Source organism: Acinetobacter sp. IRS14, assembly GCF_034650275.1.
GTDB lineage: Bacteria > Pseudomonadota > Gammaproteobacteria > Pseudomonadales > Moraxellaceae > Acinetobacter > Acinetobacter oleivorans.
Genome location: NZ_JAOVFN010000008.1, coordinates 36955 through 58697 on the forward strand (window position 1 = coordinate 36955; position 21743 = coordinate 58697).

A 21743-nucleotide genomic window follows, 5' to 3' on the forward strand; every position below is an offset into this window, starting at 1 on the left:
AAGCACATAGCCATGAGTGTTTTATCCTACCAGAACAAAAGCTTTTAATTCTATTTATATATTAACCAATAAATAAAAAAGCCCATCAAGTCGATGAGCTTTTAGAAAAACTTTTACTTAAAATCGATAACGAAGTGCAATTTGGGCATTCAGTGGATCACCCATCATGTTTGAATCATTGGCTCCGCTATGCCCCGAAACAAAGTAATCGCGATCAAACAGGTTATTTAAGTTGAAGTTCACATCGTAACGTTCACTTTGATAACCTAATGCTGCATTTACAACAGCATAACCTGGTAAAACATTCTTGTTATCTGGCGCACTAAAACGTGATGATTCACCGCGTCCGCCTACAGCCGCATACCAATGATCATTAATTTGATATTTTAACCATAGGTTAGCAGTATTGTTTGGCGTAAGCGCAGAACGATTGCCTGTCAGTCCAATAGCGGATTTTTCAATCTTACCATCCATATAAGAATAGCCAGCTAATACTGATAATTGATCAGTTAATTGTCCTGTTAATGAAAGCTCAACACCCTTGGTTTTTTGCTCACCTGCTAATACTGCTAGTGTTGAATCTGTAGGGTCTTGATTTTGAATATTTGTTTGGCTCATTTCAAACAAAGCCAAAGTTACATTCAATTGATCATTTACATCCCACTTTGCACCAACCTCAATATTTTCGGTTTTTGTTGGACTCAAATCATCACTGTTTTTATATAAAACAAATGAATCAGCCAAAGGCTGGAAAGACCGATTATAAGAAGTATAGAGTGAAATATTGCTTACTGGCTGATAAACCACCCCGATTCTTGGAGAATAGGTGTTGTCAGTTCTATTTAATATTTGAGACTTCACTTTATCATTGCGATCTTGTGACAAATTATCATAGCGCAGACCAACTAAAACTTTCAGCTGATCTGTAACTGTCATTAAGTCTTGTAAATAGATACCGTAGTTTTCAAAGGTATTACTATTATTATTACTTGCAACTGTTGTCCCTGTATTAATAGGCGCCCAATATTCTAATTTAGGGTTATACAAATCAGTGATTGTTTTAGCACCTTGCCAAAGTATTTCATCTTTGTGCTGCTTACTATACTCCGCACCAATTAAGGTATTGTGCTTTAAGAAACCAGTATTAAATAAGCTACTTAATTCTTGCTGAACATATACGCCATCTTCATTACGCAAACGTTTATTTTGAGTCAATTGGATTTTATCAGCTGGTAATTTTTGATGTGAATCAACACTATATTGGCGGTCTAATGAATAGTTATAGTGACGAACTGCGCCATGATATTTTAGATTATCGTTAAACTCATGATCTAAACTTATGGTTTGGCTTGAAATTTCAGTATCAACATCACCAACCTCTTTACCGTTTAACGCACCATAAAAAGTTTTTGGGTTTGTTTTAACTGGTTTACCTGTAATTGGATCTGTCGGAAAACCTTGATCTGCTAAACGGTCATCATGCAAATAATCAGCCTGAATTAAAAGCTTCGTCTTGTCTGAAATATCCCATTGTAAAGATGGAGCAACCGCTTGGCGTTTTAAAAAGGCCTGATCACGATAACCATCTGAATCTTCAACTGCTCCAGTTAAACGAACCTTAACATTCTCTGCTACTTTTTCATTCACATCGACTTCTGCACGACGTTGCCCTGTTGTACCACCAATAAGACTGACTTCGCGCAAAGATTCGTCCATTGGTTTCTTATTAATTTTATTAACTAATCCACCCGCAGAACCACGTCCATATAATACAGAAGCAGGCCCTTTTAATACTTCAATACGTTCAACATTCGACATGTCGCGAAAATACAATGCATCGTCACGAATACCATCTACATAGTTATCTGTGATTGCAGAGAAACCACGAATCATGACCTGATCACGTTGTCCATCACCCACACTAAAGCTTAGACCAGCAACGTTTTGCAAAGCACCTTGCATTGAAGTTACAGTTTGTTCTCTTAAAACTTGTTTAGGCACCACATTTACGATCTGAGGAACATCTTTTAATTGCATAAGTCCTTTAGTTGCAGTTGATGCTTGTCCCACTTCTTGTTTTAAGCTTTGTTCCTTTTCAGCTTTTACTGAAATTGTTGGAAGATTGGTTACAGCCTGTTGCTCTGCCTCGACGGCATATACATGGCTCGTCATAACCCCAACTGATGAAATAAATAAAATAGAACGCTTCATGTAAGTTCGCTACGAAAAATTTCATGCGAAGTTTCAATGAAATACACTATATTTGTAAATATTAGCAAGAATCATTATTAATTGATAATATTTATTAAAAGTAGCATTTCAATAGCTTAGTTAAACAATAATTTTCCATTAATCTCTGAATTAACTGAATTTTATTCAACAAACTACAGCAAATCCAAGCAATGGTGTAAACTTAGCAACCTGATTTTTTTATTTGTGACAACACATATGGCAACTGTAGATCTTTTTGCAATTGGTAATGCATTAATCGACCAAGAATTTAAAGTGTCTGATGATTTTCTGAATCAACAAGGCTTGCAAAAAGGCACAATGCAGTTGTCCGATGGTGACACTCAATCTGCTCTTTATGCAGAGTTAAGACAGCACCAAGACTACAAAGGTCAAGCGAGTGGTGGTTCAGCAGCAAATACGACCGTGGCTTTCAGTGCATTAGGTGGAACTGCTTTCTATGGTTGCCGTGTTGGTAACGATGATTTAGGTTCAATTTATCTGCAAGGTCTAAATGAAGCTGGCATTAAGACTACTCCAAAATCGATCAGTGAAGGTGTGACAGGTACTTGCATGGTACTCATTAGCCCGGACTCTGAACGTACGATGCACACCTATTTAGGTATCACTGCTGAACTCTCTCAAGATCAAATTGATTTTGAACCATTAAAAACAGCAAAATGGCTTTATATTGAAGGTTATCTTTCTACAAGTGAAACAGCGCGTAAAGCTGTAAAACAAGCAAGAGAAATTGCAAAAGCAAATGGTGTTAAAATTGCCCTGTCTCTTTCAGATCCTGCGATGGTGCAATACGCTCGCGAAGGCTTGGAAGAACTTATGGATGATGGCGTAGATTTACTATTTTGTAATGAACAAGAAGCCTTAATGTATACAAATACAACATCTGTAGAAGAGGCTCTTGCTCAATTACGTTTTAAAAATCATACAGTAGTCATTACACAAAGTGCTAAAGGTGCTTTAGTTTCTAACCCTACCCAACATTTCCACGTTGCAGGACGACATGTAGAAGCAGTTGATACAAATGGTGCAGGTGATGCATTTGCAGGCGCATTCCTTTATGCCCTCAACCATCATCAAGATTTAAATGCTGCTGCACAGTTAGCTGTCTTAATTTCGAGTGAGGTTGTTTCTCAATTTGGTCCACGTTTAGCAATTAATGATTATGCTAAACTTCTTGAAAATTTTCAGAAGGAATGTGCTTGAAATGGAAAGGATCTGTATGACGGAAGAAGTTCCTGAGCGTGAAGCTAGAGCTTTTGACACTTTACAAGGAACGACTATTTTCGTTACGCAACGTGACGGCGCATTCTATGCTTATCAGAATTTATGCCCTCATTTGCAAACTGAGCTTGAGTATTTAGAAAATCAATTTCTTGACCAAGATCAAGAGTACATCCAATGCTCTACTCATGGTGCTTTATTTACCGTGGAAACAGGTGAATGTATTTCTGGACCATGTTTAGGCGATTTTTTGAATAAAGTTGAGCTTAAAGTTCATTCAGATGGCGGTATCTATATCGTAGACTGAAGCTATAAACATTAGAGTTTCTGCCATGGCTGATTTCTTTTTCAATTATTATCTTATGCCATTTCACTTAAGTGTAGTGGCTTTGATATTGCTCAGCGTGGTAGAAACCATTGGTATGTATATTGGACTCCGTCCAAGCCAATTACTCAAAAAAATTGCACCCGATTGGCTTTCTAATTCACCGCTACTTAATGTTAAATTTTCTAAAGCTCTAATTTTCGTTTTTTTACTCATCAATTTCAGTTATGCAGGCTACTTTTTACAACTCTCTTTCTTCGCAATACAACATTATTTTATTTCCCCATTTTATTTAATCGTCCCTGCACTTGTGATCGCAATCTTTTTTACTGTGTTCATGATTCACTGCCTTGACCAAGTGATTAAACCAAAGCTCACTCATACTAACTATAACCTTTTAGGCCGATTAGCAACCATTTCTAGTGGTAATGCCAGACCTGGATTTTCTGCCCAAGCTCGCGTGCGTGATGAATTTGGTCAGCTACACTACGTTCAAGTAGAACCAGAGTACGGCGAACTCGAATTATACTCTCAAGTTATTCTTGTCAGAGTGCATAAAAGCCATTATGTAGCTAAGAAAATTTCTGTATCCAACGATCTTTTTGCACCCGATTAACTCTTAATTATTCGTGTAGTTTCTTATCACTTTTTGCAGGCTTCATTACGCCTGCATTTTGTTATTTTCTTTCTTAATTAATATTTATTATCCCGAGCACTTTAGTTGGAAATAAATTTAATAAATATTATATACAACCATTTTAGTTGGTATTAAATTAAAACAAACTATTTTAATAAACTTTATATTTTTATTTACAAGTGTTTTAGTAGGAATTAATAATTAATTCAAACTATTTTAGTATGATATTTATTTTAAAACAATAAATCATTGTTTTATATAAAAAAATTATTTAAATATTCATTTTAAATATATTTAATGTTTATTTTTATTATGTTTTGATTAATAATAAAATTATTATCAAATGAGGTTTAATATATGAGCCTTTATTTTAAAAATCTTAATAGTCGTTTAATTAAAGAAATCACTATTATTCTAATAATAAAAATAGTGCTTCTTTTAACGATTAAACATATTTGGTTTGATGCTCCCACCATCCCCAAAAATTTCGACAATCAGGTCGCTGAGCATATTGCTGGCGATAACATTTCCAACATTAAGGAGACACGTTGATGATTTCTGAAAGCGTGGTTGATCTTTCGCGGTTTCAATTTGCAATGACCGCAATGTATCACTTTCTTTTCGTCCCTTTAACTTTAGGTTTGGCATTTATTCTTGCCATCATGGAAACCACTTATGTCATTTCTGGTAAAGAAATTTACAAAGATATGACTAAATTTTGGGGAAAATTATTTGGTATTAACTTTGCTTTAGGGGTTACGACTGGCTTAACAATGGAGTTCCAGTTTGGAACAAACTGGGCTTATTACTCACACTATGTAGGTGATATTTTCGGTGCACCATTAGCAATTGAAGGCCTTATGGCATTCTTTCTTGAATCGACATTTATAGGTCTATTTTTCTTTGGATGGGACCGGTTAACTAAGGTTCAACATCTAGGCGTAACGTGGTTAGTCGCTCTAGGTTCTAACATGTCAGCGCTCTGGATTTTAGTGGCGAATGGTTGGATGCAAAACCCAGTAGGTGCTGCATTTAACTTTGAAACGATGCGTATGGAATTAGTTGATTTCGGCGCGCTTATCTTTAACCCTGTAGCTCAGGTTAAATTCGTCCACACTGTATCTGCGGGTTATGTAACTGGTGCAATTTTTGTTCTTGCTATCTCAAGCTACTACTTGCTTAAAAAACGTGATCTACCTTTCGCACGTCGTTCATTTGCAATTGCTGCAATTTTCGGTCTTGCATCTACACTTTCAGTGATTTTGTTAGGCGATGAATCTGGCTATGAGCTAGGTGATGTTCAAAAAACTAAACTCGCTGCGATTGAAGCCGAATGGGATACTCACCCTGCTCCTGCTCCGTTTACCTTGTTTGGCGTACCAAATCATGAAGAAATGCGGACAGATTATGCAGTTAAAATTCCATATGCATTAGGTTTAATTGCAACTCGCTCAACAACCAAAGAAGTTACTGGTCTTAAAGACCTCATGCAACAACATGAAGTTCGTATTCGTAACGGTATGCTTGCCTATGCTGAACTTGAAAAATTACGTGCAGGAGATCGCTCACCAGAGTTATTGGCTTCTTTTGAGAAAAATCAAAAAGATCTAGGTTATGGCCTACTTCTTAAGAAATATGCACCAAATGTAGTTGATGCAAGCGAGCAAAATATTAAAGCTGCTGTAAAAGATACTGTTCCAAATGTTACAGCGCTATTTTTCTCTTTCCGCGCCATGGTTGCCTCTGGCTTCTTAATGCTATTACTTTTCATTTTAGCGACTTGGGCGGTAGCAAAAAGAAATGCTGAAAACAAACCTTGGTTACTTAAATATGCATTGTTTGCTCTGCCGCTTCCTTGGATTGCTGCACAAACTGGTTGGTATGTAGCTGAAGGCGGTCGTCAACCATGGTCAATTGGTGAAATCTTACCAACCCACCTATCTACTTCTAGTTTAAGTACTGGTGACGTATGGGGTTCGATTCTTGCCTTAGCAGCGTTCTATACAGCTCTTTTAATTATTGAAATGTATTTAATGATCAAGTTTGCTCGTTTAGGGCCAAGTTCTCTGCACACTGGCAAATATCATTTTGAAAAGCAAGAACCGAAAACAGCTGTTAATGGGGAGGCCTTATCATGATTGAATATGAATTATTAAAAATCATTTGGTGGGTGTTAGTTGGCGTACTTCTGATCGGCTTCGCTCTGACTGATGGCTTCGATATGGGTTCTATGGCTCTCATGCCTTTCGTTGGAAAAACCGATAGCGAACGCCGTGCTGCAATCAACACGATTGCACCACACTGGGATGGGAATCAGGTCTGGTTTATTACGGCGGGCGGTGCACTATTTGCTGCTTGGCCAATGGTCTATTCAGTTGCCTTCTCTGGAATGTACTGGGCACTGTTATTAGTTTTATTCGCACTTTTCCTAAGACCAGTCGGCTTCGATTATCGTTCTAAACTAGATAATACAAAGTGGCGTAATTCTTGGGATTGGGGCCTGTGCATTGGTGGTGCCGTTCCAGCGCTTGTGTTTGGTGTAGCGTTCGGCAACTTATTTCTAGGACTACCATTCGGGTTAGACGATACTTTACGCTCTGAATATACTGGTAGCTTTTTTGCTCTTCTGAACCCATTTGCCCTAGTTTGTGGTGTTGTGAGTTTATCTATGCTTTGTGCACATGGTGGTGCATGGCTCATGTTGCGCACAGATGAAGCTTTAAAACAACGCTCTGCCAAAGCTACTCAAATTATGGCAATTATATTTTTAATTTGTTTCCTTGTGATTGGAGCGTGGCTCTATTTCGGGCAAGTTCCTGGTTATAGCTATGCTGTTGCCATAGATCCAAATGCTGCACTCAACCCTTTAGCTAAAGAAGTGGTGACTAATAGCAATCTTGGTTGGATGAATAATTACAGCACCTATCCAGTGACTAAAGTTGCTCCAGTTCTTGCAATATTAGGCGCCATCATTGCAATTTTTGCATCTTCAAAAGCAAAAGCGGGCTTAAGTTTTACTGGCACAAGTTTAATGATTGTTGGAGCAATTTTAACTGCTGGCTTTGCCTTATTTCCGTTCCTGCTTCCATCTAGTATTAATCCCAACTCGAGCTTGACGATGTGGGATGCTGTCTCAAGTCACCTTACTTTAGGCGTTATGACGGTTGCTGCCTGCATTTTTGTTCCTCTTATTTTGATCTATACCAGTTGGTCTTATTACAAAATGTGGGGAGTCATTACCAACAAACACATCGAGTCAAACTCGCATAGCTTGTATTAAGGAGAACACAATGTGGTATTTCGCATGGATCCTAGGCATTTTGATGGCATGTTTTGCGGGTGTACTCAGTGCACTTTATATCGAACATCATCAAAACTTAGATGAGGAATAAATGATGGCAAAAGCAATGACAGCATCAAATCATCGAAAAGCTCAAGCATTTGCAATGGCCCTTTCTTTTCTGTTGGCATTGCCTCTTGCTGCAATTTTGTTGGTTTATCCTTCACTCATGCTAGATGCTAATGGACACTACAATCATAGCCAGCTTATGCTGGTGATGATTGGTATTTCTGGTGGCTTTATTTATGGAGTGGGTTTCGTACCCAACTTCTGGCTATGGAAATGGCTATTTAGCCCATGGGTGGCTTGGCCTCTCATGCTTTTAGGCTATTACATCTGGTTTCTAACCTAAATCAAAAAGACCTCAAATGAGGTCTTTTTTCATTTCAACCAACTTAATAGGCACCCTTGGCACACCTACATTTGCATCAACTGGATATGACTGTTCATTTCCCGTTTTCACATATCCACGTCTTTCATAATAAGCTATCAACTCAGAACGGACATCAAGTACATACATTACAGCGTTGGTCAGATGTGGATCTTCTTTCAATGCATATTGCTCTGCATATTCTAAAACAGACCGACCTACTCTCATATTTTGAACTTGGGGATCCGTACAGAATGTTCCAATCTCAACCTGACTATTTTCAAATGTGAGCCCAATACACGCAACAATTTTAGAAAATTCAGTTTCCGCTATCAATAATGTTGAATTCCTAAGTTGTAGTTGTTCTTCTAATTGATGCTCTGTAATACGTAGTCCTTTTACCCACTCTAGCTCTGTTGTCCAACTTCGACCCTGCTGTTCCCGATAAGACTTATTAATTAAATCTACAAGCTGTGGAATATCGGCAAATGAAAATAAACGAAATTTTAAATTATTCATAAAGTATACTTAGGCTATTTATAAAAATTATAAAAATAAAGCCGATATTAAATCGGCTTTATTTTAAATAGCAATTAATTAATTTGATTGTTCAGCTAACCACGCCATGAATTTTTGACGCTCGACTTTAGAAGCCTTCTGCCAAGTTTCAACTAAACGTTGATCATTCGTTTGTGCTCCACCTGTTACTGCCATAGACGTTACAGTTGGGACAACAACTTGAGCAGAAGCAGGTTTAGCCGATGCATACACTGCTTCAGGCTGTGGCTTAGATGATTTAGTTGTAAAGTCAGTTACTTTACCCAACAAGCTGGTTGCAAACCATGGCTTTGCTTCATTGTTTGCGCCCGTTTGTTTCACAATTAATTCATTATTTGCACTGTATAAAGCAACTGTTGGTTGTTCAGCATATTTTTTCGCATTTTCATAATCTTTAGGTACATCTACCATCGAAAGCTTATAAGTTTTCCCATCTTGCAATGCAGGCGTTTGAATTGTGACTACACCCGATTTAACAATGTCATGCTCACCATTTAAATGTTCAAAATATTCTTGATAGCGCACGCTTAAGCTAGTTTCACCCGCATCAACTTTATAATTATTTTTAGATGAACGAAATAACCCAGAATTGACTTCTTGACCATTCACAGCAAGGATTACAATTTCCTCTGGCGCTGTAATTGTAACTGCTGAAAATACCGAACTACTGAGTAATAAACCAATTGCAGCAACACCTAATCTTAAAGTCATCTGTCTCTTTCTCTATATTTGATAAGCTATGAAATCATGAGCAATATGCAATATGATTGTGACTATTTTATGACAGTGCAGTGACCCATTAATTTTTCGATTTATTATTATTAAATATACATTTGAATTTTATCAATTTGTGTTGATTTAACCTTTTTATTAATTCAAAAAACACATAAAAAAAGAGTACCTAAATAGGTACTCTTTTTTAACTTTCAATTAGTTGAAAGTTTTGAAACGATCAGCATCATTAATAAATGCTTTTTCGCCTGCTGGTGCTTCAACTGAACCAAATACTAATTGAGCACGTAGTTTCCAAGTTGCAGGAACATCAAAAGCTTCAGCAGCTTCAGCATCAACAATCGGGTTATAGTGCTGTAAAGATGCACCTAAACCAAGCTCTGAAAGCGCAGTCCAAGTTGCGAATTGAGCAATCGCACTTGAATGTTCAGACCATACTGGGAAGTTATCTGCATATAATTCGAATTGCTCTTGTAAGCTTTTAACAACAGCTTGGTCTTCATAAAATAAAACCGTACCAACGCCAGCTACAAAGCTATCAATTTTTGTGTTTGTACCAGCAAAAGCTTCAGCAGGAACAATTTTACGTAATGCTTCACGAACCAAATTCCAGAATTTAGCATGTGATTCACCGTATAGTGTCACCACACGTGAAGATTGCGAGTTAAAAGCTGAAGGACTATGTTTAACCGCTTCACGAATAGTTTCTTCGATTTTTGTGCGATCTAATGCAACATTTTTACCAATTGCATAAATAGTACGACGATTTTTAATTTTATCTAAGAAAGTAGACATTTTGTTATTTCCTACCTATTGATTGACCAAGGGCCGTTGTTTGGGAATGAATACAGTGTATTAAAGTCATTTTTCATAATCAGCATTAAAAATATGACAGTTCGTTTTATTTTCGCAACAATAAAAAAAGATATACATATAAAAAAAGCTTCACGTTTTAGTGAAGCTTTTGAATGCTAACAACCGTTTTACTTATCAGTTTCAAACAGTGCAGCAACAAATGATTTCGCCGAGAATGGTCTTAAATCATCAATTTTTTCACCAACACCAATAAAACGAATTGGCACATGGGTACGACTTGCAATATTAAAGAGCACGCCACCTTTCGCAGTCCCATCCAGTTTGGTAATAGTAATACCAGTTAAACCCACAGCTTGGTCAAACTCTTGCACTTGGTTAATCGCGTTTTGCCCTGTACCCGCATCTACTACCAACATAATTTCATGAGGTGCAGTTGCATCAATTTTTTGCATCACACGTTTAACTTTTTTGAGTTCTTCCATCAAGTTACTCTTATTATGTAAACGACCTGCCGTATCTGCGATTAATACGTCAATTCCTTTAGCACGAGCACTTTCAAAAGCATCAAAAATAACAGAAGCACTATCAGCTCCGTGACCTTGAGCTACCACAGAGATATCATTACGTTCACCCCAGATCTGTAATTGTTCTGTCGCTGCAGCACGGAACGTATCCCCAGCAGCCAACATCACTTTTTTACCTTCACCTTGCAAACGTTTCGCTAATTTACCAATAGTTGTGGTTTTACCAACACCATTTACCCCAACCATTAAAATTACATAAGGCGATTTGTTAGGGTCAATATGTAAAGGTTTAACACGTGGGGCCAACAAAGCAACCAACTCTTCTTGCAACGCTTTATATAAAGAGTGGGAATAGATCAAATCACCACGAGCTGTACGCTCTGTTAAATTGGTAATGATCGTTTTAGTAGCTTCAACACCAATATCTGCAACCAATAATTGCTCTTCTACTTCTTCGAGTAACTCATCGTCAATTTCTTTTCCGCCAATCAAGATATTGACCATACCATCAGCGAAATTACGACGAGTTTTGGTTAACCCTTCTTTCATCCGGCCAAAAAAACCAGTTTTTGGTTGTTCAACCGCAGTTTCTGTAGAAGCTAATTCAACTTTGGCTGCTTCCATATTTTCTTGCGATTTAACAGGAGATTCAACGATGGGAACATCGATAGCAGGTAAATTAGGTAATGTGACATCGTCATCACCGATCTCAGCATCTATCAAGAATTTATTTTGCATATTCGATTGTTGCTCCATGCGGATTCCTTGAAAAGCAGCGCGTTTAAAAAGATAAAGTTTAGCATAAATTCAAAATTTTGCCTGCCACAATAGTGCTCAAAAAGCTTTGGAAACCAAGATTTAGCCTGATTAACCCATTTACTGCGTATCTTCCTGAGCGAGTGCTGGATATTGCTTAATATGAGCACCCTCAAATTGGTAAGCATGCATTAACTTTAAATAATCTGCCCGATGAATTTCTGACTGAGCTATAAGCAACTCAGCCATGTCTTGAGTTCTTGGATAAGTAGCCTGATGAGAAAGTTGTATAATTCGTTGATATTGATCCGGACTAATAGGCCGAAGTAATGCTAAATATGACAGCACAAAAATACAGCCAATGACAATAACCACAAACAGGTTAAAACATTGATCAACTTTTAACTCAGACTTTAATTTAAGAAAATTTTGTTTGAATATGAGCATGACCTACCTCGAATTAGTGTAGTGTAGGGTTCAATACTCATAAGTACAAGATCAAACATCCAGTAAGGTTAATAATCATACCTTACTGGATAGTATGAGTTTGCTTAACCTATTAGTGAACGAATGACGGAAAAGTATAAAATTGCCGCAATAATCACCAAGACTAAAAACATAGCAAAAATACTTAACCCTTCTTCTGCATCTGCTGGATGCAATTCATCTTCATCAGCAATTTTTCGAAGCTCCCCATCATAAACTTGATAAAACCAGTTTTTTTGGGCGGGTTCCAAATGACCAGCAAAATCAAACACCCTTTTACGCTGTGCTAGACAGTAATCCCCTAAATGGATTTCCTCATGAAAGATAGCTTCATCTAATAATTTACGGTGATAATGGGCCAGTTCTATGATTTGTTCCTCTTTAGGAGGCGTATCAAAAACAAAGCCGTCGATTGTATTTGTCATATTTTATTCTCCTTGTCTTTTATTCTCATATTGATTTTAATCAAAATTATTTGTGAATAATGTTTAATCATGTATCCTAATAGTGAACTAAGTGAAATGCGCAAATAGTTGACAAATCCATCAATTTGTAATATTAGTTTAATAATTCTAAGTTAAATTAATTTAAAGGCAGTGGCCTTTAGAAAAAAGTAATCATAATTACAATAAGGAGTTTTATATGATTCAACGTATCTCTCATCATGATTTAGAACATGTATATGCAACTGCAGTAAACACAATTCACTCTCAAATGAATTTCCAAGATGCGGTGGCACAGTTAGAAGAAGTTGCTCGCGCTGGGCATGGTAAAGCCGCTCTATTCTTAGCAGAATTGTATTATCAAGGTTTCCGTGTTGAACGTGACTCACTTAAAGCACAATATTGGCAAAAGTTAGCCACAATGCAAGCATAAAGAGACGTCACTTAGGTGGCGTTTTTTGTACCCGTAAAGACCCAAAGTTATCAATTTATCTAAAGCCTTACTTCGCCACTTCAGTCATGGCTCAGGTGGCATTTTTTTATGTCTGTAAAAATTTGATATAAACCAATTCATCCCTTATCTTTTCTTGCGCTTCACCAAAGCTTTAGTCGCTTTGTCTTGCTCAGGTGGCGTTTTTTTATATCCGTAAAAACATTCTATAAATATAATTTACTACGCACTTCTTTTCTTTTGTCTAACGCTAATGTCAAAGTCCTAATCTTTTTGACGTTTTTAAGTGGTATTTTTATAGCTGGGAATATTTGTTTACGATTTGATACCTGTTTAAACTGAAATGTCATCTGATTTTTCTATAATAAGCAAGATAAGTTAAGAACCATTAAATTTACAATGAATAGTTTAAGCAATCTGCAACCGGTTTCAAAAGACTTGATGATTAAAATTTATATTTTAAGAACGATGATGTATTGCGGAGTTCTCTGGGGATTATTTCATCAGGGCTGGGCAATTAAATCAGATCAAGAAGACTTTATTTTTCCTTTTTGGCTCAATGGATTGCAAGCTCACCGCTACGCTAAAGAACATTGGCCACATTACAAACCGAGAAGAATTACTCCTAAAGATTTTCACGAGTCTTTATTACCAACCTTAACTCGACTCAACGTTACACCAGCTTTGTTTAATTCTTCTCATCGCAAATTGAAATTATCTACACAACAAATGCAACATTTCTTTTTTAAACATCCGCACTGGCAAGGAGTCTAAAGTTTTCTTTAGGTTCTTAATCTCTATTAGAATGCTTTTTGAACGCTTGAGTGTAAAACTTGTATTTGAATGACTATCAAGTCTTTGCATTTTTATAAAATCAAGCTAATTTAAAACAAAATGATAAAACACAGGACAGAAGAAATGACAATCGTTGCACAAGTAATCAAAAACAAATCAGAGCAAGATATTTTTACAATTTCTCCTGAAGCCACTGTCCTTGAAGCGATTAAGATCATGGCTGATAAAGGAATTGGTGCGTTAGTGGTAGCTGAAGGTGAAAAAGTTGTCGGAATTTTATCTGAACGTGACTACACGCGAAAAGTGACACTGATGGAACGTTCTTCATACAGCACTACAGTTGCTGAAATTATGACATCTAAGGTGCTTACAGTAAGTCTAAACAACACAGTTGAAGAGTGCTTACAGCTTATGACAGATCGCCACTTACGTCACTTACCTGTATTAGACAATGAAAAATTAGTTGGTTTTATCTCTATTGGCGACTTGGTAAAAGCAGCAATGGAAGACCAGAAAAATTTAATTGAACAGTTAAAGCAGTATATTTCTGGTTAATCATTCGAAATAAAAAATGGGCATATAGATGCCCATTTTTAATACTGAAACTTAAAGATAATTATTAATCAAAGCGACTAAACGTTCTAATAAGTCATCAGCCTGTGCTTGAGTCATATTAATAGGTGGTAAAAGACGAACTACAGAACCTGCTGTAACGTTGATAATAAGCTTGTGTTGATCACGAGCAATAGCAACGAGTTCAGCACAGTCTTTAGGTAATTGAATACCAATCATCATACCAAAACCACGCACCTGAACATTCTTGTCAGCTAACTGTGTGCGAAGTTGATCAACAATATAGCGCCCTACTATTGCCGCATTTTCTACAGCATTTTCTTTTTGAATTGTATCGATTACCGTATAAACCACACGAGAACCTAATACAGTACCGCCATAGGTAGAACCATGACTACCAGGTCCTAATAAGCCAACAGCTTTACCTTGTGTCATTACTGCTCCTACTGGAAAGCCATTTCCAAGTCCTTTCGCAGTCGTCAAAACATCAGGCACAATGTTGGTATGCTGATATGCAAAATATTTACCTGTACGACCATTACCTGTTTGAATTTCATCCAACATCATTAGCCAGTTGTGCTGATTACAAATATTACGAACTTCTTCAAGATAGCTAAAGCCTTGAGGAGCAGTATTGATACCACCCTCACCTTGAATTGGTTCAATCAAAATTGCAACAATATCTGGATGCTGCAATGCAGCTTCTTGAATTGCTTCTACATCACCAAATGGCACACGAATAAAATCATTGGTTAAAGGAGCAAAACCATCTTGTACTTTCTTATTACCAGTTGCTGAAAGTGTTGCTAAAGTACGACCATGAAAAGATTGTTCTGCCACAATAATCTTTGGTAAACGTACGCCTTGTTGAGTACCAAATTTACGAGCAATTTTAATCGCACCTTCATTTGACTCAGCACCACTATTTGAAAAGAAGATTTCTTCCATACCAGAAACCTCTGCAAGCTTCTGAGCAGCAGCAGTTTGCCAAGGAATTTCAAATAGATTACTTGTATGCACAAGGGTTGCAGCTTGTTCAGCAATTGCTTCTGCAATAACTGGGTGTGCATGACCTAAACCACATACAGCAATACCCGTTAAAGCATCTAGATATTCTGTACCATCCTCAGTATATAGATATGCCCCTCGGCCTCGTACAAAACTGATCGCTTGGCGACCATAAGTAGCCATTAAGTGTGATGGTTGATCAGGTTGTATTGGAGCTAGGGTAATATCAGTCATAACGAACTCTGTCTGTATGAGGTTTTTAGAAGGGTTTATATAAACAAAAACTGGCTCTGATGAAAAGTCTCATCAATCATTTATCTAAAATTTCGTCCGCTTTTCGCTATCACTTCGGTTTATACAATAAAATATTGAATATTCAATGCAACTTTAAGCATTAAGGTGGTTTGCAAAGCAACATAAACACCCCCTATAATGCTGCTAGATTAGTTGAGGATCTATTTATGACTGAACAAGCACGTGATACTGAAGCGTTAATCCGCGATCAAATTGCGAAGCATCCCGTTTTACTTTACATGAAAGGCACTCCACAGTTTCCACAATGTGGTTTCTCTGCACGTGCTGTAGAGGCGCTCAGTCAAATTGGTCGTCCATTTGCATATGTAAATATTCTGGAAAATCCTGATATTCGTGCAATCTTACCAGCAATTGCGAATTGGCCTACATTCCCGCAACTTTGGGTAAATGGCGAACTTATTGGCGGTAGCGATATTATGCTAGAAATGTTCCAAAATGGTGAATTAAAACCATTAGTTGAACAATATAGCGCTGCACCAGAAGCGTAAATAATAAAAAAGCCAATCAATAGATTGGCTTTTTTATGCTCTTAATTTTAAAGATCGCTTACCCCAACATAGCGAAATAAACCTTCCACACCTAAATCAGATTTTAGAACAATCAAATTTTCATAACCTGTTGTAGTCAAAGCTTCAAAAATATTCATGTTTGGATCTTCGTGTAACTCATCCGCACTCTGGTTCATGCACTCTTCAAATCGATCTGCAACAAATTCGAACCCCAAATCCATCGCAATAAATAAAGTATGTTCACATGGTTGAACATATTGCTCTTGTGCCCAGTCAATTATCGCTTGTTTGCAAAATGGACACTCAATATTTGCAGAGGCATCGTTAAGTTCTATCAGTTGATAAGGCATTAGATTTGAAAAGTAGAGAAAGATATAGTGTAGAAGAAAATGATGAACACTTCTATAGACAATATCTAAAGCTACTTGAAATGCATACATTAAAATTACAACGTAATTACAATACAATTTCAAAAGCCATTTCTAGCAATGAGTAATGAATTTACCCCCCACTTACAAAAAATTTAGTATAAGAATTATCGTTGCAAAAATAATAATGTAAAATCATGGTTGTTGCAGAAATAGGATATTTTAATGCTCACCGATCTTGATGATTTTTATTGTTTTGCTCTTGTTGTTGAGCATGGTGGCTTTAGTGCTGCTGAGCGTGTCACGGATATACCAAAATCAAAATTAAGTCGCCGCGTTTACAGCTTAGAGGAAAACTTGGGGGTCCGCTTAATCCAACGTAGTTCTCGTCATTTTGCTGTTACAGATATTGGGATGGATATTTACAGACATGCTCAAGTCATGATGAATGCTGCTCAAGCTGCCCATGATTTGGTTGATCACTTAAGTATTCAACCTAGAGGTGTAGTGAAGGTTAGCGTTCCTGTTGATATTGCTCAAAATCAACTTCCAAAAATCCTACCTGCTTTCTTAAAAAAATATCCAGAAATTCGTTTGCAACTGATGGTCAGTAACCGTCGAGTAGATGTAATTAATGAAGGGATTGATATCGCGTTACGAGTTCGCTCAAAACTGGATGACGATCCAAGTTTAGTTCTTAGACAGTTTGCGCTTATAGAACAAAGCCTATTCGCAAGTCAGGCCTATTTAAATGAGTTTGGGGATATAAAAAATCCTGAGCAACTCAGTGAACACCGTATTTTAAGTTTGTCTGAAGAGCATCTCGATCAACAATTCATCCTGCATGGACCTGACAATCAACAGAAAAAAGTGAAAGTTAGCCCAACAGTAATGGGAACAAATATCTATATGCTCGCCCAACTTGCGAGTCAAAATTGTGGTATTGCATTGTTACCTGACACAGCGGCTGAAGATTTTGTGAAATCGGGGCAGCTTGTACAAATCTTGCCAGATTGGAAAGCAGCTCACGGTATATTCCATGCCGTATATCCATCACGCCGAGGATTACTACCTGCTGTTCGAGTATTTATTGATTATTTAGTAGAAAATCTTTCTGAGCGTTAAAATAAAAAAGTTCGATAATTTATCGAACTTTTTTTATATTTTTCAAATTGCAGGATAGCTTCCCACACCTTCAGGCCATGGGGTCAATAGTTCAAAACCAGTTTCTGTTACTGCAACCATATGTTCCCATTGAGCAGATAATGAATGATCTTGAGTAATGACAGTCCATCCATCATTTAACTCTTTCACTTGCGGTCGACCTGCATTTACCATTGGCTCAATGGTAAAAACCATTCCTTTCTTTAAGACCAAACCTTGCCCACGCTGCCCATAATGCAAAACATTAGGTTGTTCATGATAGACCTTACCAATCCCATGTCCACAATATTCTCGAACAATACTATAGCCTTCTCGATGAGCAACCGACTGAATAGCATAACCAATATCACCTAATGTAGCTCCTGGCTTAACAGTGTGAATACCTGCAACCATCGCTTCATAAGTTGTATCAACTAATTTTTTTGCTTGTGGATTTACATTACCCACAAAATACATGCGACTCGTATCACCAAAATAACCATCTTTAATAATTGCGACATCAATATTAATAATATCGCCATCTTTTAAAATTTTATTCGGCGATGGTATGCCATGGCAAACAACTTCATTGACTGAAGTACATATCGTTTTTGTAAAACCGTGATATCCCACATTAGCAGGAATAACTTTTAAATTATTTACAATATAGTCATTACAGAGGTTATCTAAATACTCAGTAGATACGCCCGGTTTTATATAGGCCTCTATCATTTCTAAAACTTGTGCAGCCAAGCGTCCAGAAACTCTTAACTTTTCCAGATCTTGTTCAGTTTTAATGGTAACAGTAGAAGCTCTCATTCAATTCTATCCTCGCAGACAAGAAACATGCCCTTCCCTACAAAAACCTAAGGTAATTCAAAATATTTTAGGATGAATATAAGTCAGACCAAAAGCCTAAAATGCTTAAAATGCTTAAATATTCGGCATTCACAATAAAAATTTATGTTTTTATTCTTACATATTTTTTATAAAAAGTCAGAACTTAAAAAGAAGTTCTTTTCTCCTTTTTATGGCTTTTCAAGTACATACTTTAACCAAACAAACGCTTATAACACTATATATGGTTTTAACCACCTGAAAAAAAGCTTTTTCACTTAAATTAGCCCTTGATCATGATTACTTTTGCTCTAAAATTCCTTCTTTTTTTATTAACTTTAATTTATGCAACATCTTCGTACTGGAGATATTATTGCCTTAGGTTTTATGACCTTTGCCCTTTTTATTGGGGCTGGCAATATTATCTTTCCTCCCATCGTTGCTCAACAAGCTGGTGAGCATGTATGGTTAGCTGCAATAGGCTTCTTAATTACGGCCGTCGGCTTACCTGTAATTACCATCATGGCACTCTCTCGTATGCAGGGTTCCATTGAAATTATTAGCTCTCCCTTAGGTCGAGTAGCAAGTCTGATTTTAACTGTTGTTTGTTATTTATCAGTCGGCCCTCTATTTGCTACCCCCCGTACAGCTACTGTTTCTTATGAAATTGGTTTTTCTTCTTATTTTGGAACCTCAAGTAGCAGTCTTTTAATCTATAGCGCAATTTATTTTTCATTTGTAACTGTAGTTTCACTTTATCCAAACAAGTTATTGGATACTGTAGGACATGTACTTGCTCCACTAAAAATTATTGCTTTAGCAATTTTAGGTATTGCAGCAGTGATGATTCCAGCAGGTTACGTACCAGCTCCGATCAACCATTACGTCACATCTCCGGTTTCAGAGGGCTTCGTAAACGGTTATCTCACTATGGATACGTTAGGTGCACTAGTATTTGGTATCGTTATTATTCAAGCGATTTACTCTCGCGGCGTTACTGATAAAAAGTTAGTCACCAAATATGCAATTATTGCCAGTCTCATTTCAGGTGTTGGCCTTACTTTAGTTTATTTAAGCTTATTCAAATTAGGTTTAGGTAGCCATGAAGTAGCACCAAATGCAGCAAATGGCGCAGTAATTTTACATGCATATGTACAACATGCTTTTGGAAATATGGGTTCATTATTCTTAACTGGACTAATCTTTTTAGCATGTATGGTTACAGCAATTGGCTTAACTTGTGCGTGTGGTGAGTACTTTGCTCAGTTAACGAAATTGCCATATAAGCTTTTAGTATTTATTTTAGTTGGTTTCTCTTTCATTATTTCGAATCTTGGCCTAACTAAACTGATTGCTATTTCAGTACCTGTCTTAAGTGCAATCTATCCACCAGCAATTGTGGTGATTATGCTGAGCTTCTTCTGGAAATTTTGGCATAAGCCTTCTTTCATTGTCGGCTCAGTAACAAGTATTGCTTTAATTTTTGGTATTATCGATGGTCTTAAAGTTGCAGGCTTCAGCAATTATTTACCTGAATTCCTTCAGCATTTACCATTAAATGAACAAAACTTAGCTTGGTTGATCCCATCTTTAGTTGTTCTTGCAGTTACCGTAATTATCGACAAAGTTAAATTCAAAAGCATTTAATCTAGTGACTTTTTTGAAATCGAGTTTTATCCAAACATGATTTTATATATTGAATAGAATGCTGTGTTTACCCAACCAGCATTTTATTTCCCCGCTAGTTTTTAATGACAAATCAACTATAGATATAATTAATTTTTACTGTAAAATTACACTAAAATAATTTTTAGCTACTCAGGAAAGAAGAGCAACAATGAAAACTAAATATTACCTAACATTAGCAGATGCAGAGTTTTTAATGGAAGAAGCTCAAAAATATGCAATTGAACACAACTTTAAAGTCAGCATTGCGATTGTTGATGAAACAAGCTCTCTATTATTCATGAAACGATTAGATGGTGCTTCTCCTCTCACTACACATCTATGCCTAGAAAAAGCAAAATGCGCTTCAATATCAGGTAGACCGTCAAAATTTTACGAAGAACTTCTAAAAAGTGGGCGTCTTGGTTTCTTAAGTATGCCTAGTGCTCAAGGGATGTTAGAAGGTGGAATACCGATTATTTATGAAGGTGAAATTTTAGGTGCTATTGGTGTATCTGGTGTTCAATCTTTTGAAGATGCAGAAATTGCTCAACATGCGATCGATAGTTTTTTAAAAAAAATATAATAGCTAAAGCAAAACCACAGGAAAGAGAAATTAATACACTTTTCATTTAAATAATTTCTCTTTTCTAAAAAAATAAGTATTTCATACAAAAATATTAAACATTTACTTTTTTAATACCTTAAACCTTTATAAATATAGAGGTTTTTATAAAACTGCTCAAAAAATTTTCTATTTGCTATTGAACTGAATCAAAAATAGCAGTACAACATTAAACTTAAAACTTATTCTTGACTAAAACATTAGGTTTTAGCGCAACCACAAGGAGGGATGGAGATGTTATCATTACATTTCAACAAACAAGTCTTCATTAACACTCTGAACAGCAAAGATTCAGTTGTTTATGGAGTAACACCGCTTGCTCTTATGCTGACTTTACTGTTTCAAGGTATGATTAAAGGAAATCTGAAGCCCGAATACTTTATGTATGCGATGGTCGTTTCTTTCATATTTTGTGTGTGGGCCTTTGTCGATCATAAGATGCGAAAACTAGCTAAAAGACGTCTTAGTCAACAAAATTTGAATTCTTAAAAAATGGATGAGTAATCATCCATTTTTATACACCTACAAATAAAAAAATTGTTCCAATAACTAAAATAGCTGTAGCCAATAATTCAGTCACAATTAATCCCACCATCATTAAAGACATCATCCACGTTGGTAAATTAAATCTACCCAATCGATGGGGAGTTTTGAATTGATTTGTCGTGTCCTGTAAACATCCATGTATGATATAAACCAATATTGAAAAGCTAAAAAAGAAAATATTCGCTAACACACACCACAAAGCAACATTTTCATTTAAAACAGTAAAATAGCTCAATACAGCAAGAATGAGACTAGCAGCCGCATATAGCAAGCTACTGCGATGAGCAATGTCAACATAATAGTGGGCACGATGTAACTCTGAACGGCGTATTTGCCAATACTTCCACACACCTGTGAACATTCCTACCCATAAAAATATGCCACTAAACACAATTGCTAACTGTACAGCTTTCGGTAAATCCATCTTTTTTCCAATTATTCGTTTTATTA

At 36.6% G+C, this 21743-nt stretch carries 27 protein-coding genes; 16 read left to right on the plus strand and 11 right to left on the minus strand.

Annotated features, from left to right (window positions below; translation table 11 throughout):
* Positions 1 to 117: 117 nt before the first annotated feature.
* Positions 118 to 2211: a TonB-dependent receptor gene (locus ODQ17_RS09645; protein ID WP_322903212.1), complete on the minus strand. Its 2094-nt coding sequence runs from the start codon at positions 2209 to 2211 to the stop codon at positions 118 to 120.
* 237 nt (positions 2212 to 2448) lie between these two features.
* Between ODQ17_RS09645 and ODQ17_RS09650 the strand changes: the two genes are divergently transcribed.
* From ODQ17_RS09650 to ODQ17_RS09685, 8 genes are all read left to right on the plus strand, one after another.
* Positions 2449 to 3453 (plus strand): adenosine kinase, encoded by a 1005-nt coding sequence (locus ODQ17_RS09650; RefSeq protein WP_322903214.1) that lies wholly within the window; start codon positions 2449 to 2451, stop codon positions 3451 to 3453.
* Positions 3454 to 3469: 16 nt separating this feature from the next.
* On the plus strand, positions 3470 to 3778 hold the full coding sequence (locus ODQ17_RS09655; RefSeq protein ID WP_003652095.1) for a Rieske (2Fe-2S) protein: 309 nt from the start codon (positions 3470 to 3472) through the stop codon (positions 3776 to 3778).
* A 25-nt stretch (positions 3779 to 3803) separates the two neighbouring features.
* Positions 3804 to 4412: an OB-fold-containig protein gene (locus ODQ17_RS09660; RefSeq protein ID WP_005306154.1), complete on the plus strand. Its 609-nt coding sequence runs from the start codon at positions 3804 to 3806 to the stop codon at positions 4410 to 4412.
* A 378-nt stretch (positions 4413 to 4790) separates the two neighbouring features.
* A complete protein-coding gene (gene cydP, locus ODQ17_RS09665) occupies positions 4791 to 4985 on the plus strand; it encodes a cytochrome oxidase putative small subunit CydP (protein ID WP_005306157.1) in 195 nt (64 codons plus the stop codon).
* Entirely contained in the window at positions 4985 to 6571 is a 1587-nt protein-coding gene (locus ODQ17_RS09670) for a cytochrome ubiquinol oxidase subunit I (RefSeq protein WP_005306160.1), read from the plus strand. The genes cydP and ODQ17_RS09670 overlap by 1 nt, the downstream gene beginning before the upstream one ends.
* Positions 6568 to 7713, plus strand: coding sequence for a cytochrome d ubiquinol oxidase subunit II (gene cydB / locus ODQ17_RS09675; protein WP_322903217.1), 1146 nt, complete (start codon positions 6568 to 6570; stop codon positions 7711 to 7713). Before ODQ17_RS09670 ends, cydB begins: the two co-directional genes overlap by 4 nt.
* Positions 7714 to 7723: 10 nt before the next feature.
* A complete protein-coding gene (gene cydX / locus ODQ17_RS09680; RefSeq protein WP_000270276.1) occupies positions 7724 to 7825 on the plus strand; it encodes a cytochrome bd-I oxidase subunit CydX in 102 nt (33 codons plus the stop codon).
* Complete coding sequence (locus tag ODQ17_RS09685; RefSeq protein WP_004791954.1) at positions 7826 to 8125, plus strand: cyd operon YbgE family protein; 300 nt, start codon at positions 7826 to 7828, stop codon at positions 8123 to 8125.
* A 12-nt stretch (positions 8126 to 8137) separates the two neighbouring features.
* Here the strand turns inward: ODQ17_RS09685 and ODQ17_RS09690 are convergent, their stop codons facing one another.
* From ODQ17_RS09690 to ODQ17_RS09715, 6 genes are all read right to left on the minus strand, one after another.
* Positions 8138 to 8662 carry a GNAT family N-acetyltransferase gene (locus ODQ17_RS09690; RefSeq protein WP_322903219.1) on the minus strand — a complete coding sequence of 175 codons (525 nt, stop codon included), beginning with the start codon at positions 8660 to 8662 and terminating at the stop codon, positions 8138 to 8140.
* Positions 8663 to 8740: 78 nt separating this feature from the next.
* Positions 8741 to 9412: a YccT family protein gene (locus ODQ17_RS09695; protein WP_322903220.1), complete on the minus strand. Its 672-nt coding sequence runs from the start codon at positions 9410 to 9412 to the stop codon at positions 8741 to 8743.
* A gap of 219 nt (positions 9413 to 9631) precedes the next feature.
* Positions 9632 to 10228 (minus strand): nitroreductase family protein, encoded by a 597-nt coding sequence (locus tag ODQ17_RS09700; protein WP_009392698.1) that lies wholly within the window; start codon positions 10226 to 10228, stop codon positions 9632 to 9634.
* A gap of 188 nt (positions 10229 to 10416) precedes the next feature.
* Positions 10417 to 11529 (minus strand): signal recognition particle-docking protein FtsY, encoded by a 1113-nt coding sequence (gene ftsY / locus ODQ17_RS09705; protein ID WP_322903224.1) that lies wholly within the window; start codon positions 11527 to 11529, stop codon positions 10417 to 10419.
* A 120-nt stretch (positions 11530 to 11649) separates the two neighbouring features.
* On the minus strand, positions 11650 to 11976 hold the full coding sequence (locus ODQ17_RS09710) for a hypothetical protein (RefSeq protein WP_005306180.1): 327 nt from the start codon (positions 11974 to 11976) through the stop codon (positions 11650 to 11652).
* A gap of 104 nt (positions 11977 to 12080) precedes the next feature.
* Positions 12081 to 12440: a hypothetical protein gene (locus ODQ17_RS09715; RefSeq protein WP_322903227.1), complete on the minus strand. Its 360-nt coding sequence runs from the start codon at positions 12438 to 12440 to the stop codon at positions 12081 to 12083.
* A 217-nt stretch (positions 12441 to 12657) separates the two neighbouring features.
* On the opposite strand from ODQ17_RS09715, the gene ODQ17_RS09720 reads away from it, so the two are divergent.
* From ODQ17_RS09720 to ODQ17_RS09730, 3 genes are all read left to right on the plus strand, one after another.
* On the plus strand, positions 12658 to 12891 hold the full coding sequence (locus ODQ17_RS09720; RefSeq protein WP_002121063.1) for a hypothetical protein: 234 nt from the start codon (positions 12658 to 12660) through the stop codon (positions 12889 to 12891).
* A gap of 417 nt (positions 12892 to 13308) precedes the next feature.
* A complete protein-coding gene (locus tag ODQ17_RS09725) occupies positions 13309 to 13683 on the plus strand; it encodes a DUF2750 domain-containing protein (protein WP_322903229.1) in 375 nt (124 codons plus the stop codon).
* A 144-nt stretch (positions 13684 to 13827) separates the two neighbouring features.
* The gene (locus tag ODQ17_RS09730) at positions 13828 to 14259 is read left to right on the plus strand and encodes a CBS domain-containing protein (protein WP_004791938.1); all 432 of its coding nucleotides are present in this window, start codon (positions 13828 to 13830) and stop codon (positions 14257 to 14259) included.
* Positions 14260 to 14310: 51 nt separating this feature from the next.
* Here the strand turns inward: ODQ17_RS09730 and ODQ17_RS09735 are convergent, their stop codons facing one another.
* On the minus strand, positions 14311 to 15519 hold the full coding sequence (locus ODQ17_RS09735) for an aspartate aminotransferase family protein (protein WP_322903231.1): 1209 nt from the start codon (positions 15517 to 15519) through the stop codon (positions 14311 to 14313).
* 227 nt (positions 15520 to 15746) lie between these two features.
* Here ODQ17_RS09735 and grxD point away from each other — a divergent pair, with 227 nt between their 5' ends.
* A complete protein-coding gene (gene grxD / locus ODQ17_RS09740) occupies positions 15747 to 16088 on the plus strand; it encodes a Grx4 family monothiol glutaredoxin (protein ID WP_004643080.1) in 342 nt (113 codons plus the stop codon).
* Between the two features lie 47 nt (positions 16089 to 16135).
* Here the strand turns inward: grxD and ODQ17_RS09745 are convergent, their stop codons facing one another.
* Positions 16136 to 16459, minus strand: coding sequence for a hypothetical protein (locus tag ODQ17_RS09745; protein ID WP_322903355.1), 324 nt, complete (start codon positions 16457 to 16459; stop codon positions 16136 to 16138).
* 243 nt (positions 16460 to 16702) lie between these two features.
* On the opposite strand from ODQ17_RS09745, the gene ODQ17_RS09750 reads away from it, so the two are divergent.
* Positions 16703 to 17602: a LysR family transcriptional regulator gene (locus ODQ17_RS09750; RefSeq protein WP_005306196.1), complete on the plus strand. Its 900-nt coding sequence runs from the start codon at positions 16703 to 16705 to the stop codon at positions 17600 to 17602.
* Positions 17603 to 17644: 42 nt separating this feature from the next.
* Here ODQ17_RS09750 and map read toward each other — a convergent pair whose 3' ends face one another.
* Positions 17645 to 18439: a type I methionyl aminopeptidase gene (gene map, locus ODQ17_RS09755; RefSeq protein WP_013197635.1), complete on the minus strand. Its 795-nt coding sequence runs from the start codon at positions 18437 to 18439 to the stop codon at positions 17645 to 17647.
* A 363-nt stretch (positions 18440 to 18802) separates the two neighbouring features.
* Between map and brnQ the strand changes: the two genes are divergently transcribed.
* The 3 genes from brnQ to ODQ17_RS09770 all read left to right on the plus strand — a co-directional run bounded on the left by brnQ (position 18803) and on the right by ODQ17_RS09770 (position 21236).
* Positions 18803 to 20104, plus strand: coding sequence for a branched-chain amino acid transport system II carrier protein (brnQ, locus tag ODQ17_RS09760; protein ID WP_322903234.1), 1302 nt, complete (start codon positions 18803 to 18805; stop codon positions 20102 to 20104).
* Between the two features lie 190 nt (positions 20105 to 20294).
* A complete protein-coding gene (locus ODQ17_RS09765; RefSeq protein ID WP_151827509.1) occupies positions 20295 to 20708 on the plus strand; it encodes a GlcG/HbpS family heme-binding protein in 414 nt (137 codons plus the stop codon).
* 273 nt (positions 20709 to 20981) lie between these two features.
* Entirely contained in the window at positions 20982 to 21236 is a 255-nt protein-coding gene (locus ODQ17_RS09770) for a hypothetical protein (protein ID WP_004791919.1), read from the plus strand.
* Between the two features lie 25 nt (positions 21237 to 21261).
* Here the strand turns inward: ODQ17_RS09770 and ODQ17_RS09775 are convergent, their stop codons facing one another.
* Entirely contained in the window at positions 21262 to 21717 is a 456-nt protein-coding gene (locus tag ODQ17_RS09775) for a hypothetical protein (RefSeq protein ID WP_322903237.1), read from the minus strand.
* Positions 21718 to 21743 lie beyond the last annotated feature (26 nt).